This is a genomic window from Clostridioides sp. GD02367 (genome assembly GCF_045900275.1).
Taxonomy (GTDB): domain Bacteria; phylum Bacillota; class Clostridia; order Peptostreptococcales; family Peptostreptococcaceae; genus Clostridioides; species Clostridioides difficile_A.
Genome location: NZ_JBJODK010000009.1, coordinates 1 through 15,059, shown reverse-complemented (window position 1 = coordinate 15,059; position 15,059 = coordinate 1). Strand labels below are relative to the sequence as shown.

Annotated in this window: 17 protein-coding genes; 11 read left to right on the top strand and 6 right to left on the bottom strand. The window is 28.6% G+C overall.

Annotation, left to right across the window (positions count from 1 at the left end; all coding sequences use genetic code 11):
• Positions 1-17 precede the first annotated feature (17 nt).
• The 6 genes from mnmE to rpmH all read right to left on the bottom strand — a co-directional run bounded on the left by mnmE (position 18) and on the right by rpmH (position 3,688).
• Positions 18-1,397 carry a tRNA uridine-5-carboxymethylaminomethyl(34) synthesis GTPase MnmE gene (gene mnmE / locus Q3223_RS12795; RefSeq protein WP_054272091.1) on the bottom strand — a complete coding sequence of 460 codons (1,380 nt, stop codon included), beginning with the start codon at positions 1,395-1,397 and terminating at the stop codon, positions 18-20.
• 110 nt (positions 1,398-1,507) lie between these two features.
• On the bottom strand, positions 1,508-2,137 hold the full coding sequence (gene jag / locus Q3223_RS12790) for an RNA-binding cell elongation regulator Jag/EloR (protein WP_407812072.1): 630 nt from the start codon (positions 2,135-2,137) through the stop codon (positions 1,508-1,510).
• A complete protein-coding gene (locus Q3223_RS12785) occupies positions 2,106-2,813 on the bottom strand; it encodes a YidC/Oxa1 family membrane protein insertase (protein WP_021386599.1) in 708 nt (235 codons plus the stop codon). The genes jag and Q3223_RS12785 overlap by 32 nt, the downstream gene beginning before the upstream one ends.
• A 31-nt stretch (positions 2,814-2,844) precedes the next feature.
• Positions 2,845-3,096: a membrane protein insertion efficiency factor YidD gene (gene yidD, locus Q3223_RS12780; RefSeq protein ID WP_021386578.1), complete on the bottom strand. Its 252-nt coding sequence runs from the start codon at positions 3,094-3,096 to the stop codon at positions 2,845-2,847.
• 32 nt (positions 3,097-3,128) lie between these two features.
• On the bottom strand, positions 3,129-3,473 hold the full coding sequence (gene rnpA, locus Q3223_RS12775; RefSeq protein WP_003420486.1) for a ribonuclease P protein component: 345 nt from the start codon (positions 3,471-3,473) through the stop codon (positions 3,129-3,131).
• Between the two features lie 77 nt (positions 3,474-3,550).
• On the bottom strand, positions 3,551-3,688 hold the full coding sequence (gene rpmH / locus Q3223_RS12770) for a 50S ribosomal protein L34 (RefSeq protein WP_003420485.1): 138 nt from the start codon (positions 3,686-3,688) through the stop codon (positions 3,551-3,553).
• Positions 3,689-4,346: 658 nt separating this feature from the next.
• Here rpmH and dnaA point away from each other — a divergent pair.
• From dnaA to Q3223_RS12715, 11 genes are all read left to right on the top strand, one after another.
• Complete coding sequence (gene dnaA, locus Q3223_RS12765) at positions 4,347-5,666, top strand: chromosomal replication initiator protein DnaA (RefSeq protein WP_054268626.1); 1,320 nt, start codon at positions 4,347-4,349, stop codon at positions 5,664-5,666.
• 241 nt (positions 5,667-5,907) lie between these two features.
• Positions 5,908-7,014 (top strand): DNA polymerase III subunit beta, encoded by a 1,107-nt coding sequence (gene dnaN, locus Q3223_RS12760; RefSeq protein ID WP_021408963.1) that lies wholly within the window; start codon positions 5,908-5,910, stop codon positions 7,012-7,014.
• 137 nt (positions 7,015-7,151) lie between these two features.
• Positions 7,152-7,358 (top strand): S4 domain-containing protein YaaA, encoded by a 207-nt coding sequence (gene yaaA / locus Q3223_RS12755; RefSeq protein WP_003420479.1) that lies wholly within the window; start codon positions 7,152-7,154, stop codon positions 7,356-7,358.
• Between the two features lie 16 nt (positions 7,359-7,374).
• Entirely contained in the window at positions 7,375-8,490 is a 1,116-nt protein-coding gene (gene recF / locus Q3223_RS12750) for a DNA replication/repair protein RecF (protein WP_407812070.1), read from the top strand.
• Complete coding sequence (gyrB, locus tag Q3223_RS12745; protein ID WP_054268628.1) at positions 8,491-10,392, top strand: DNA topoisomerase (ATP-hydrolyzing) subunit B; 1,902 nt, start codon at positions 8,491-8,493, stop codon at positions 10,390-10,392.
• Positions 10,393-10,411: 19 nt separating this feature from the next.
• Positions 10,412-12,838 (top strand): DNA gyrase subunit A, encoded by a 2,427-nt coding sequence (gene gyrA, locus Q3223_RS12740; RefSeq protein ID WP_054268629.1) that lies wholly within the window; start codon positions 10,412-10,414, stop codon positions 12,836-12,838.
• Positions 12,839-12,906: 68 nt separating this feature from the next.
• Positions 12,907-13,203 (top strand): YtxH domain-containing protein, encoded by a 297-nt coding sequence (locus tag Q3223_RS12735; protein ID WP_054268630.1) that lies wholly within the window; start codon positions 12,907-12,909, stop codon positions 13,201-13,203.
• Complete coding sequence (locus Q3223_RS12730) at positions 13,203-13,463, top strand: hypothetical protein (protein ID WP_021386594.1); 261 nt, start codon at positions 13,203-13,205, stop codon at positions 13,461-13,463. Before Q3223_RS12735 ends, Q3223_RS12730 begins: the two co-directional genes overlap by 1 nt.
• 11 nt (positions 13,464-13,474) lie before the next feature.
• Positions 13,475-13,792: an STAS domain-containing protein gene (locus Q3223_RS12725; protein WP_054268631.1), complete on the top strand. Its 318-nt coding sequence runs from the start codon at positions 13,475-13,477 to the stop codon at positions 13,790-13,792.
• Between the two features lie 3 nt (positions 13,793-13,795).
• Positions 13,796-14,203 carry an ATP-binding protein gene (locus tag Q3223_RS12720; protein WP_021386612.1) on the top strand — a complete coding sequence of 136 codons (408 nt, stop codon included), beginning with the start codon at positions 13,796-13,798 and terminating at the stop codon, positions 14,201-14,203.
• Positions 14,203-14,976, top strand: coding sequence for a SigB/SigF/SigG family RNA polymerase sigma factor (locus Q3223_RS12715; protein ID WP_021386626.1), 774 nt, complete (start codon positions 14,203-14,205; stop codon positions 14,974-14,976). Before Q3223_RS12720 ends, Q3223_RS12715 begins: the two co-directional genes overlap by 1 nt.
• Positions 14,977-15,059: the final 83 nt, after the last annotated feature.

Below are 15,059 nucleotides of genomic sequence, written 5' to 3'. Positions count from 1 at the left end.
CAAATTTGTTTTACACCTTACTTACCTATACAGAAGTTATGGAATATATTATCTAATAAATCCTCTGTTACTGTATCTCCATTAATATAACCAAGATAATCCCATATATTTTTTAAGTCTACTTCTACAAAATCAAATGGCATGCTTTGTTCTAAAGCAATTAAAGCATCTGTAGCAGATTTATATGCTTTATTAAGTGCATCTTTATGTCTAGAATTTGTTACTACTAAACTAGAGTTATTTTTAACACTACCTTTATATACCATAGACTCTATTTTATCTTGTAATTCTTCTATACCTTCTTGCTGTAAAGCTGATATTTTTATTATACTATTATTTTCTACATATTTAAGTATTTTTTCTTCTTCAATTTCCTGTTTTAAATCATTCTTATTTAATAGTACTATTGTTTGCTTATCTCTAAGATTTTCTAATATCTCTATATCTTCTTCTGATAGCTTTCTAGATGCGTCTAAAACCATTATAATCAAATCTGCACTAGTAAATGATTCTTTAGACTTTTCAACACCTATTTTTTCAACTATATCATCTGTATCTCTTATACCTGCTGTATCAACAATTTTTAAAGGTATTCCTTTTATATTTACAAACTCTTCTATAACATCTCTAGTAGTTCCTGGTATATCAGTAACTATGGCTCTATTCTCTCCTAAAATAGAGTTAAGTAATGAAGATTTACCTACATTTGGTTTCCCGACTATTACTGTTTTTAGACCTTCTCTAAGTATTTTTCCACTTTCAGCTGTATCATATAATTTTTTAATTTCCTTTTTAAGTTCATCAGTTTTTTCCTTAAGAGTCTGATATGTTATATGTTCAATATCTTCCTCAGGATAATCTATAGCAACTTCTACATGGGCTAATATCTCAGTGACTTTATCTCTTAGTTCCCTTATTCTTTTTGATAAAGAGCCTTCTAATTGGTTTTGAGCAACTTCATGAGCTATATCTGTTTTAGCCTTTATAACATCAATTACTGCCTCTGCCTGTGATAAATCTATTCTCCCATTTAAAAACGCTCTTTTAGTAAACTCTCCAGCTTCTGCTAACCTAATATCCTTTGATAATATTAATTCTAATATTTTCTTTACTGATATAAATCCACCATGACAATTGATTTCTATTACATCTTCTCCTGTATATGAATTTGGACCTTTCATATATGCCAATAAAACTTCATCAATTACATTTTCATCGTCTACTATATTTCCATATATTAATGTTCTCTTATTATATTCTTTAATACTTTTTCCTGACATAGACTTAAAGATTTCTTCTGCAACCTTTAAGGATTTTTCTCCACTTATTCTAAGTATTCCTATACCACCTTCTCCAGGTGCTGTAGCTATTGCTGCAATTGTATCATCTATAAACAAATTTATCACCTCTTAATTTATAATTTTTTACATATAGATTTACTTTTGGCTAATCACAATAATGTAATAATATTAAAAAATAAAACCCCCTAATGTTTAGGAGGTTGATTTTATCTTTTACACTCAATTACTAATCTTCTATATGGATCGGTACCTTCACTATATGTAATTACATATTTGTCGTTTTGAAGAGCTGAATGTATTATTCTTCTCTCATACGGATTCATATAATCTAATTTTTTAGTTTTTCTTGTTTTCGCTACTTCTCTAGCAACTTTATTAGCATATCTTATTAAAGATTCTTCTCTTTTTGATCTATAGTTTTCTATATCTACAAGTACTCTTGTATGAGAATCCTTATTTATTTTATTAAGAGCTAATCCAGTTAAAAATTGAATAGAATCTAAAGTTTCCCCTCTTCTACCAATTAAACTTGCAGCTTCTTTGCCTTCAATATCAACCATGATTAAATTATCTTTTTGAGATACATTGACTTTGGCATCAATATTTGCATTTTTCAACATTACCTCTATAAAATTTTTAGCTACATCTAGTTCCCTCTCGATAACAAAAATTTCATAAGTACCATCTTTAGCACCTATAAGACCTAAAAACCCTTTGCTTGGATTTTCAAGTATTTCAACTTCTATATCCTCTGCTTTTAAATTTAACTCTGCTATAGCTTTACTTATAGCTTCTTCCTTGCTTTTACTTTTTATTAATTTTAGGCTTTTTCTCATTAACTTTTTCCTCCTTAGAGTTAGCAGCCAGTTTAGCTTTTAAAGGATTCATTATTAAGTAATATTGAGCTATTGAGAATAAGTTACTTACTGTCCAGTACAATGTAAGTCCTGCTGGGAATATAAATCCCCAATAGAAAGACATACCTGCCATTACATATGTCATTACTTTCATAGAGCCTTGTAATTGATCTTTTGGAGTCATTACTTTTTGCATTACATATGCACTTGCTCCTGAAAATACTGCTAGTACATAATCTGGTGCTGTTAAGCTTTTTATCCATAAAAACCCATTATCAGCTGCTAAAAATGCAGCTTGATTTGCAAAAACGCCATGAGCAACTGGCTCTCTCAAAACGCTAAATAATCCTATTAATATAGGAAACTGTATTAATAAAGGTAAACAACCAGATAGTGGATTAATTTTAGCCTCTCCATATAACTTAACAATTTCTTCATTTTGTTTTTCTGGCTTATTTTTATATTTTTCTTGTATCTCTTTTATACGAGGTTGTATATCTTGCATTGCCTTTGTTGACTTAGTCTGCTTAACTGTTAATGGTAATAAAATAATCTTTACAAGAATAGTAAAAAGTATTATAGAAATACCATAGTGGTTAACAAATTCAAATATTACCTTAAGAATCATTCCTAAGAAATTTCCTATTATATTCAATTTTTTTATACCTCCTAATAGTTACTCTCTTTTATTTTAGAGGATCGTAACCTCCTGGATGAAAAGGATGACATTTTAAAACTCTTCTTACTGTTAAATACATACCTTTTACAAATCCATATTTCTTAAATGCCTCTATTGAATATTGTGAGCAAGTTGGATAAAATCTACAGGTAGGTCCCTTTAAGGGAGATATATATTTTTGATAAAATCTCACTAAATAAATACATAAATTCGATAAATGCTTACTTATTTCCTTTAATATATAAATTATTTTATTCAAAGTTATGAACCTCCATATTTATAGCATACAATTTAAATAGAAATATCCGTTCTTTTAACTAAGTTTTTTATAGACTTGTCTATGTCTTTAAAAGTAGCATCTTTACTAGATACTCTTGCTATAAATACTATATCATATCCAGGCTTAATTTTTTCATCAATATTTAATCTGTAGACTTCTTTTATTAGTCTTCTTACTCTATTTCTAGTGATGGCTTTTCCTACTTTCTTCGAAACAGAAATACCCACTCTACTATAATCTGATTTATTTTTAAGTATATATATTACTAAATATTTGTTTGCAAAAGATTTGCCGTGTTTATATACTTTTCTAAAATCAGAGTCCTTTTTTAACCCTTTAGTCCTATTAAAGTCCATAGTTAACCTCCATAAACACAGCTATGAATTGTAATTATTTACACAAAAAGGCCACCTTTGCAGCGGCCCTTTTGTAATTAATGAGTTAATCTATTTCTTCCTTTAGCTCTTCTTCTCTTTAACACGTTTCTTCCGTTAGACGTCTTCATTCTTTTTCTGAAACCATGTTCTTTACTTCTTTGTCTCTTTTTTGGTTGATAAGTTCTTTTACTCATTATTTTGCACCGCCTTTCAGATTTCATTTTCCGTTTATAAAAATAATAACTTTACCCTCAAAGTAAACATAACACATATAATTATAAATACTTTTACCACTGTTGTCAACGAGTTTTTGGGACGCTTCTATCACAAAATCTACCATATATATATTATGTATTTTTTTTATTGAAAATACTAGTAAAAATCTATTTAATTTTATTCTAAATTATTTTTTTCAATTATATACACAAATAAAGTAATTTTAACATGTTTATATTTTTATCAACAATTAGTTAATATTGTGGATAAATTAGTTACAAATCATTGAAGTTTGACATATATTTTGATATTATAAATATACTTGTTGATAATGTGCATAAATGTTATCAACTTATTAAAAATTATTCACAGCTTGTGGATACTTTTGTGTATAACTTTTAAGATTACTGACAATACTCTAGTTATAATCACCATTTATTGTATGTTTATGTTATTTATAACTTTATCTACATATTGTTTATATCTTTTCATATTTTTTTAATAATTTATACTATTATTAATTTATCAACACCATTATCCATAAATTTAGTTATTCTGTAAAATTTATATATGTTTTTGCTTTTCTGTTAATAACTTTGTGGAAAATATTAATTATTCTGTTCGGAGGTTTATATTATGGATATAGTTTCTTTATGGGACAAAACCCTACAATTAATAAAAGGTGACTTAACTTCAGTAAGTTTTAATACCTTTTTTAAAAACATCGTACCATTAAAAATACATCTTAATGACTTAATACTGTTGGCTCCTAGTGATTTTAATAAAGATATCTTAGAAAACAGATATCTGCATTTAATTGAAGATGCCATAAATCAACTGTCATTAAAAAAATATAATATTAAATTTGTATTGAGCGAAAAAGAGGTTGCTGACCTAAATTCTGATAGTACAGATTTAAATTATAGAGTACTTTACCCTAACCTAAATCCAAAATACACATTTGATACGTTCGTTATTGGTAATAGCAATAGATTTGCTCATGCTGCATGTGTTGCGGTCGCTGAATCTCCTGCTAAGGCTTACAATCCACTTTTTTTGTATGGAGGAGTTGGGCTAGGTAAAACCCACTTGATGCACGCTATAGGGCATCACATTGTTAGTCAAAAAAAAGACTCAAAAGTTGTTTATGTTTCTTCAGAAAAATTTACTAATGAACTTATAAACTCTATAAAAGATGATAAAAACGAAGAATTTAGAAATAAGTACAGAAATGTAGATGTATTATTAATTGATGATATTCAATTTATAGCGGGAAAAGAAAGAACTCAAGAGGAGTTCTTCCATACGTTTAATACTCTTCATGAGGCAAATAAACAAATAATTATATCTAGTGATAGACCACCAAAAGATATACCTACACTAGAAGATAGGCTAAGATCGAGATTTGAAATGGGACTTATAACTGATATTCAAGCACCAGACTTTGAAACGAGAATTGCTATACTTAGAAAAAAAGCTCAATTGGAACGCATCGAAGTACCAAATGAAGTTATGTCATATATAGCAAAAAATATTAAGTCAAACATAAGAGAACTAGAAGGTGCCTTAACTAGAGTAGTTGCCTATTCTTCTCTTAGTAATAGAGTGATATCTTTTGATCTTGCTACAGAAGCTTTGAAAGATATTATAACTACATCTAAAAATGAAGAAATAAATGTTCTTAGAATAAAAGAAAAAGTATCTTCTGTATTTAGTATAAAAATGGAAGATTTTAATTCTAAAAAAAGAACACGCTCAATAGCTTATCCTAGACAAATAGCTATGTATTTAACGCGCGAACTTACTGATTTATCCCTTCCTAAAATAGGAGAAGAGTTTGGGGGTAGAGACCACACAACAGTAATTCATGCTCATGATAAGGTATCTAAAGATATAGCAGAAAGCGAAGAAATTAAAACTAAAATAGAGAAAATCATATCAGATTTAAAGGGATAATTTATACACAATTGTCTGTTTATATCTATTGGATAACTTGTTAATATTTTTTTTGAATAAAAATTATTAACAAATAATTAAGTCTCTAATAACAAAGATATTAACATTTTATACACATGTTGATATCTTTGTATTTATAACGTTATAAGTACTTATTAACATTATCAACAACACCTACTACTATTACTACTATGATTTTAACTTATTTTTTTATATAAAAGACCAAAGGAGGTTATCCACATTGAAAATAATTTGTAACCAAAAAATCCTAGCAAATAGAATTGGGATTGCTCAAAAAGCTATTAATGGAAAAACAACTATAGAACTATTAAAGGGTATACTTATATCTACAGAAGAAGGTCAATTAAAACTTACTGGATATGATGCTGAGATAGGAATAGAAACGTATGTACAAGCAGAGATTATAGAAAAAGGTGATGTTGTTGTAGATGCAAGATTATTTGGAGATATAATTAGAAAATTACCAGATTCGTTTGTTGAGATAGAAACAGATTCAGAAAATAATATTTACATAAATTGTGTAAATTCAAGATTCAAGATTAAAGGATATGCAGCTAAAGAATTTCCTAAGCTACCAGAATTAAACGAAGAAGATTTATATAGCATACCTCAAGAAATTCTAAAAAATATGATTAAACAAACCGTATTTGCTATTTCACAGGACCAAACAAAACCTATTTTAATGGGAGAACTTTTAGAAATTGTGGATAGAAATTTGAATTTAGTCGCTATTGATGGATATAGATTGGCTGTAAAAAGTTGTTCAGTGGATAGTTTAACTGAAAATATAAAAGTTATAATTCCAGGAAAGACACTTATAGATGTAAATAGCTTACTTTCTGGAGAAGATAATGTTAAGGTTGGATTTAATGAAAAAAATGCTATTTTTATAATTAATGATACAAAAATTATTACGAGATTGCTTGAAGGAGATTTTATCGATTATAAAAAATTATTACCAAGAGAGCATAATAGTAGAGTTAAATTAAATACTAAAGAACTTTTAAATAGTATAGAAAGGGCATCTTTATTATCTCAATCAGAAAAAAATAATCTTATAAAATTATCTATAAGAGATAAAGTAATGGCAATTACCTCTAATACAGAAAAAGGAAATGTATATGAAGAAGTTGAAATAGATTTAGATGGAGATTATTTAGATATAGCTTTCAATTCTAGATACTTTATTGAAGGTTTAAAAAATATAGATAATGAAGAAATATTTATAGAATTTACTACAAATGTAAATCCTTGTATAATTAAACCAACAGATGATGTTAATTATATTTACTTACTACTTCCAGTAAGAATATCATCAAATATATAGCAGACATGAAGGAGTTGTCTTTTGTAGAAAAATTTTTCTAATATTAGACAACTCCTTTTATAAGCACATTTATGGTATAATATACTTTTAGTGTATCAATAGGGGTTTACCTAAAATAGTGACAAGGAGGAACTATTATGACTGAAATAACTATAGAATCAGAATATATAAAGTTGGACCAATTTCTCAAATTAGCAGAGATTGCATCAACAGGAGGCCATGCAAAATTTTTAATCCAAGAAGGTTTAGTGACAGTAAATGATGAAATAGAATTAAGAAGAGGAAAAAAGATAAAATCAGGAGATATAGTTGAAATAGAAGGAACTAAAATAAAAGTATTGTAAAAAAGGAGAACTTTTTGTGAAACTTAAAAGTTTGCAACTTGTTAATTTTAGAAATTATGAAAAGTTGCATCTGGAATTTAATGGAAAAGTAAATCTTCTTGTTGGGAAAAATGGTCAAGGAAAGACAAATATAGTAGAATCTATTTATATGCTCTCTTTTGGTAAATCATTCAGAACCAACAAAGATAAAGAAATGGTTAGATTTAATAGTGAAAATTTATATATTGGAGGAAGTTTTTCAAAATATAATAAATATAGTCTAATAGAGCTAATTATTGGAAAAGATAAAAAGGGGATACGAATAAATAAAGTCCCTTTACAAAAAATACAGGAATTACTTGGCAACTTAAATGTTGTCATATTCTCTCCTGAAGATTTGAGACTGGTTAAAGAAGGACCTAAAGAGAGAAGGACATTTATAGATAAAGAGATTAGTCAGATTATGCCTAAATATTATAAATATCTTACCAATTATAATAAAACACTTTCTCAAAGAAGCAGAGTGCTTAAAAGCATGCATGTTGATGAGGCTTTATTAGATGTATATGATGATACATTAGCAAAGTATGGAAGTTATATTTATATTTTACGTAGAGATTTTGTAAAAAAGATAGCTAATATATCTGAAAATATGCATATGAATTTGACTAATGGAATTGAGAAATTGTCAATTATATATAAGAATCAAATAAATATAACTGATGAAGATACTATAGAGACAGTATATAATAAATTTTTAGCCAAGTTGTCATCGAATAGACCTAATGATATAGAATCTAAGACTACCAGATATGGTATACACAAAGATGACTTAAATATATTCATAAATGATTTAGATGCAAGACTTTTTGGTTCACAAGGTCAACAAAGAACAGCTTCAATATCATTAAAGCTATCAGAAATAGAATTAATAAAAAATGAAGTTGAAGAATATCCAATATTAATTTTAGATGATGTTTTTAGTGAGTTAGATGAAGCACGACAAAAACTTTTAGTAAACAATTTAAGCAATGTTCAAATGTTTATAACAAGTGCTGAGGTTTCACATAAAAAAATATTTGATGAAAAAGATGTTACAATATTTAATATTGAAAATGGCGATGTTATTAGCATAGAGAATGGAGGAAATTAAATGAAACAAGAATACGGTGCAAGTCAGATACAAGTATTAGAGGGATTAGAAGCCGTTAGAAAAAGACCAGGTATGTATATTGGTAGTACAAGCCCTAGAGGTTTACATCACTTAGTTTATGAAGTTGTAGATAATAGTATAGATGAGGCTTTGCAAGGATATTGTTCAGACATATATGTATCTATCAATGAAGATGGCAGTGTTTTAGTAAAGGATAATGGAAGAGGTATACCTGTTGAAATACATCCTAAGACTGGTAAATCAACTTTAGAAACAGTATTAACTAATCTTCATGCAGGAGGAAAGTTTGGAGGCGGAGGATACAAAGTATCTGGAGGTCTTCATGGTGTTGGTGTTTCTGTAGTTAATGCACTGTCAAAATGGATGCTAGCAGAGGTTTATTTAAATGGAAAAGTATACAAGCAGACATATGAAAAGGGATTACCAACATCTAAACTTGAAGTAGTTGGAGAATCACAAGATAAAGGAACAATGATTCAGTTCATGCCAGATGAGACAATATTTGATGAAATAGAATTTAAATATGAAACATTGGAGTATAGACTTAGAGAACTTTCTTTTTTGAATAAAGGTATAAAAATAGTATTTGAAGACAAAAGAGAAGGTCAAGAGAAAAGAAAAGAATTTCACTATACAGGTGGCTTGGTGGAATATATTAAGTATTTAAATAAATCTAGAACTGGTATACATGATGACATAGTTTATATAGATAAAAAGGTCGATGATTGTTTTGTCGAATTAGCTATGCAATATACAGATGGTTATACAGAGAACATATATTCCTTTGCAAATAATATAAATACACATGAAGGTGGTTCTCATTTAAGTGGATTTAAAGCTGCTCTTACTAAAACGGTAAATGATTATGCTAAGAGAAATAAATTTTTAAAAGAAAATGATGTTAACTTACTTGGTGAAGATATAAGAGAAGGTCTTACAGCAGTGGTATCAGTTAAATTACCAGAGCCTCAATTTGAAGGTCAAACTAAAACAAAACTAGGTAATAGTTTTATGAGAGGTTTAGTTGATAGTGTAACAGTTGATGAACTTGGGTCCTTCCTAGAAGAAAACCCAGCAACAGCTAGAATAATAGTTGATAAGGCTTTAAGAGCACAAAGAGCTAGAGAAGCTGCAAAAAAAGCAAGAGAGTTAACAAGAAGAAAAAGTGTACTAGAAAGTACATCCTTACCTGGAAAACTTGCAGATTGTGCAGAAAAGGACCCTGCCAAAAGTGAAATATTCTTAGTCGAAGGGGATTCAGCAGGAGGTTCAGCTAAACAAGGTAGAGATAGAAATAGCCAAGCTATACTTCCATTAAGAGGGAAGATACTTAATGTTGAAAAATCAAGACTAGATAGAATATTATCTTCAGATGAAATAAAAAATATGATAACAGCTTATGGTTGTGGTATTGGAGAAGATTTTGATATAGATAAAGCTAGATACCATAAAATTATAATTATGACCGATGCCGATGTAGATGGAGCTCATATAAGAACTTTATTATTAACATTCTTCTTTAGATATATGAGACCTCTTATAGATGAAGGTTATGTTTATGCAGCACAACCGCCTTTATATAAAGTAACAAAGCAAAAAAAGGAACATTATGTTTATTCAGATAAAGAACTAAATATCTTATTAGATGAAATTGGAAGAAATGGTGCGGAGCTTCAAAGATACAAAGGTCTTGGAGAGATGAATGCAGAGCAATTATGGGATACAACTATGAATCCTGATACAAGAACATTGTTACAAGTAACAGTAGAGGATGCGGCAATAGCAGATGAAGTATTTTCAATGCTTATGGGTGATAAGGTTGCTCCAAGAAAAGAATTTATAGAAGAAAATGCAAGATTTGTTAGAAACTTAGATATATAGAGAGAGGGGATTAGTATACATGGAAGAAAAAAACAAAATACTCCCTATTGAAATAGCGGAAGAAATGAAAAAATCATATATTGATTATTCTATGAGTGTTATAGCTGGACGTGCTCTTCCTGATGTTAGAGATGGTTTAAAACCAGTTCATAGAAGAATATTGTACTCAATGAGTGAATTAAATTTAACTCCAGATAAGCCTTACAGAAAATCAGCCCGTATTGTTGGGGACGTTTTAGGTAAGTACCATCCTCATGGAGATACTGCTGTTTATTATGCAATGGTAAGAATGGCTCAAGATTTTTCAACTAGAGCACTTTTAGTAGATGGTCATGGTAACTTTGGTTCTGTTGATGGAGATTCACCAGCAGCTATGCGTTATACAGAAGCCAAAATGAGTAAATTATCATTAGAGTTATTAAGAGATATAGAAAAAGAAACTGTAGACTTTAAACCAAACTTTGATGAGTCATTAAAAGAGCCTTCAGTATTACCAGCAAGATATCCTAATTTATTAGTGAATGGTTCTAATGGTATAGCTGTTGGTATGGCAACTTCAATACCTCCACATAATTTAGCTGAGGTAATTGATGCAACGATATATTTAATTGATAATCCAGAGTGTAGTGTAGATGATTTAATAAAATTTGTGCAAGGTCCAGATTTTCCTACAGCTGCGATTATAATGGGAAAAGAGAGTATAGCAGAAGCATACAGAACTGGGAGAGGTAAAGTTAAAGTTAGGTCTAGAGCTTTTATAGAAGAGCTTCCAAAGGGAAAACAACAAATAATAGTTACAGAGATACCTTATCAAGTAAATAAAGCTAAATTAGTTGAGAGAATAGCTGAGTTAGTTAAAGAAAAAAGAATAGAAGGTATATCAGATTTAAGAGATGAAAGTAATAGAAATGGTATGAGAATTGTTATAGAATTAAAGAGAGATGCTAATGCTAATATAGTATTAAATAATCTGTATAAACATTCTCAAATGGAAGATACTTTTAGTATAATAATGCTTGCACTTGTAGATGGACAACCAAGAGTTTTAAATCTTAAGCAAATATTATATCATTATATTAAACATCAAGAAGATGTTGTTACAAGAAGAACTAAATTTGAATTAAATAAAGCTGAGGCAAGAGCACATATTTTAGAAGGATTAAAAATTGCTTTAGATAATATAGATGCAGTTATAAGCTTGATAAGAGCTTCAAAAACAGGTCAAGAGGCTAAACAAGGTTTAATAGATAAATTTAATTTAACTGAGATTCAAGCACAAGCTATATTAGATATGAGACTTCAAAGACTTACAGGTCTAGAAAGAGATAAGATAGAAGCTGAATATGAAGAGTTAATTAAGAAGATAAATAGATTAAAAGAAATTTTAGCTGATGAAAGATTACTTTTAAATGTAATAAAAGACGAAATTACAATAATAAAAGAGAACTATGCTGATGAGAGAAGAACTGAGATAAGACATGCTGAAGGCGAAATAGATATGAGAGACCTTATAAGCGATGAAGAAATAGCAATAACTCTTACTCACTTTGGTTATATAAAGAGACTTCCATCAGACACTTACAAGAGTCAAAAAAGAGGTGGAAGAGGTATTTCAGCACTTACAACTAGGGAAGAAGATTTTGTAAGACACTTAATAACTACAACTACTCATAGTAGACTGTTATTCTTTACAAATAAAGGTAGAGTATTTAAACTAAATGCATATGAAATACCTGAAGGTAAAAGACAAGCTAAAGGTACTGCTATAGTGAATTTACTTCAATTATCAGCAGATGAAAAAATTGCTACATTGATACCTATAGATGGAAATGATGAAAATGAATATTTACTACTTACAACAAAAAAAGGTATTGTTAAAAAGACTAAGAGAGAAGAGTTTAGAAATATAAATAAATCTGGTCTTATTGCTATAGGTTTAAGAGATGATGATGAACTTATTGGAGTAGAACTTACAGATGGAAAACAAGAAGTACTTTTAGTCACTAAAGATGGTATGTCTATAAGATTTGATGAAAATGATATAAGATATATGGGTAGAACAGCAATGGGTGTAAAAGGTATAACTTTAAGTAAAGACGATTTTGTTGTGTCTATGAACCTTTGTAGTAAAGGTACAGATGTATTAGTTGTAAGTAAAAATGGCTTTGGAAAAAGAACAAATATAGAAGAATACAGAAGCCAAATAAGAGCTGGTAAAGGAATTAAAACTTATAATATATCTGAAAAGACTGGCACAATTGTAGGTGCAGATATGGTTAATGAAGATGATGAGATAATGATTATAAATTCTGATGGAGTTCTTATTAGAATAAGAGTTAATGAGATATCACTATTTGGAAGGGTTACAAGTGGTGTTAAATTAATGAAAACTAATGACGAGGTCAATGTAGTTTCGATTGCCAAAATAAATATTGAAGAAGAATAGGATAAATATCCTATTCTTTTTGTATAATGTACTTAGATAAAAATTTAAAATTGAAAGGAGTAATTGTTATGTGTAATAAAAAAAGTTGTAAAAAAGGTGGATTTTTATTAATAGGAGCTATTTTAGGTTTTGTATTTGGTCTGTTTTTTGCACCAAAAAAAGGTTCTGAATTAAGAAAAGAAACAAAAGAGAAGTTTAATGATGTGAAAGAAAATCCAAAAGAAGTTCTACATGAAACATTTAATGATGTCAAAGAGAGAATAATAAATTTAGTAGATGATGATAATAATGAAGAAGATATAAAGATTTCTGAAGAAGACATAGTAATAAGTAAAAGCTTTGATGAGGAGGGAGATGTTAACTAATGAATGCATGGGGGTGGCAGATTGGAGCAGTGTTAGTAGGTAGTTCTGCTCTTATAGTAGCAATTTATTTAGCAAAAACTCTAAATAGTCTAAATAAGGTTGTTGAAAAGGCTTATAAAATTGTAGATTATAATGAGAGACACATACAGGATATTGTTGAGAATGCGTCATCAATATCAAAGGGAATAGACGATATAGTTTATGTAATTAACAAAATAATGAGTATAGGAAATATATTTAAAATTATTAAGAGGAAATAGGAGGTTTTTACATGTCTATGAATATAGATTCAAATTTAGATTCTCAAAATAAATTTTGGAATGTTTGTCTTGATGGAGAACTTGATGTTTCTACAGCAGATAAACTAAAGGAACATTTGCATAACTTGATAGAAAAAAATATGTTAGATGTAAAAATTAATCTTAAAGATTTAGATTATATAGATTCAACAGGTTTAGGAGCTATGATAGGTGTATTAAAAAAATTAAAAATAAACGAAAAAGAGATATACATAGTAAATCCTAAGAGTAATGTCAGAAAGATTTTTACTATAACAGGTCTAGATAAAATATTTAAAGTGGAGGGATAGACTTTGGCTTGTGAGACTATAAAGATGGAAATTACTACAAATCCGGATTATGTTAGTATAATAAGATTAACAGCGTCTGGAATTGCTAATAAAATGGGATTTCCAATAGATGATATAGAAGATATAAAGGTAGCAGTATCAGAAGCGTGTACAAACGCAATAAAGCACAGTAAAGATGATGTGTTCAATATAGTATTTAATATCTTAGACAATGCAATTAATATAGAAATTCAGGATAATGGAAAAGGATACGATGTTAGCTCAATAAGTACACCAGATTTAGAGAATCCAAAAGAGAGTGGTCTTGGACTATTTATAATTAGAACTTTAATGGATGATGTAGATATTGAATCGGAACACAATCAAGGAACAAAAATAAAAATGACTAAATATTTAGGAGTTGATATTTAATGAAAAATGTAGCTAATGCTACACATTACCTAAATATGGATACAAAAGAGCTATTTAATTTATATAATAAAAATAAAAATGTAGATATTAGGAATATTCTTATTGAAAGGCATCTGTATTTAGCAAGATTGTTAGCTAAGAAGTATATAAATAAGGGTGTTGATTTTGAAGATATATATCAAGTTGCTTCATTAGCGTTAATTTATGCTATTGATAGATATGATGTTGAAAAAGGATTTGAATTCTCCAGTTTCGCGACACCAACTATAGTAGGAGAAATAAAAAAATATTTTAGAGATAAAGTATGGACACTTAGAGTACCAAGAAGAATACAGGAACTAAGTAAAAAGATAAGTGATGCAAAGATTAAATTGGAGCAAGAAAATAAAAAGCATCCGAAAGTAAAAGATATAGCTGATTATATAGGAGTTAGTGAAGAAGATGTTCTAGAGGCTATGGAAGCTTCTTACGGGTATCAACCTATGTCTTTAGATTCATCAAGTAATGATGATTCAGAAGATAAAGATATAACTCTTATTGACAAGATAGGAAAAGAAGAAGGTAATTTTGGAAGTATAGAGTATGAAGATTTTATTAATAAGTTTATTAAAACTTTGAATGAATTGGAAGTAAAAATATTTAAAGATAGATTTTTCTTTGATAAAACACAATCTAGTATAGCTAAGGAATTAGAGATATCTCAGATGACTGTTTCTAGACTGGAGAAAAAAGTAGTAGAAAAGCTAAAAAAAGAATATGAAAAGAATTTATAAAAAAATATAAAAAAAGTATTGACCTACTGTTTTAAAGGTGGTATAGTATTACTTGTCCTTGAAAAAAGGAAAAAGAAATAAAT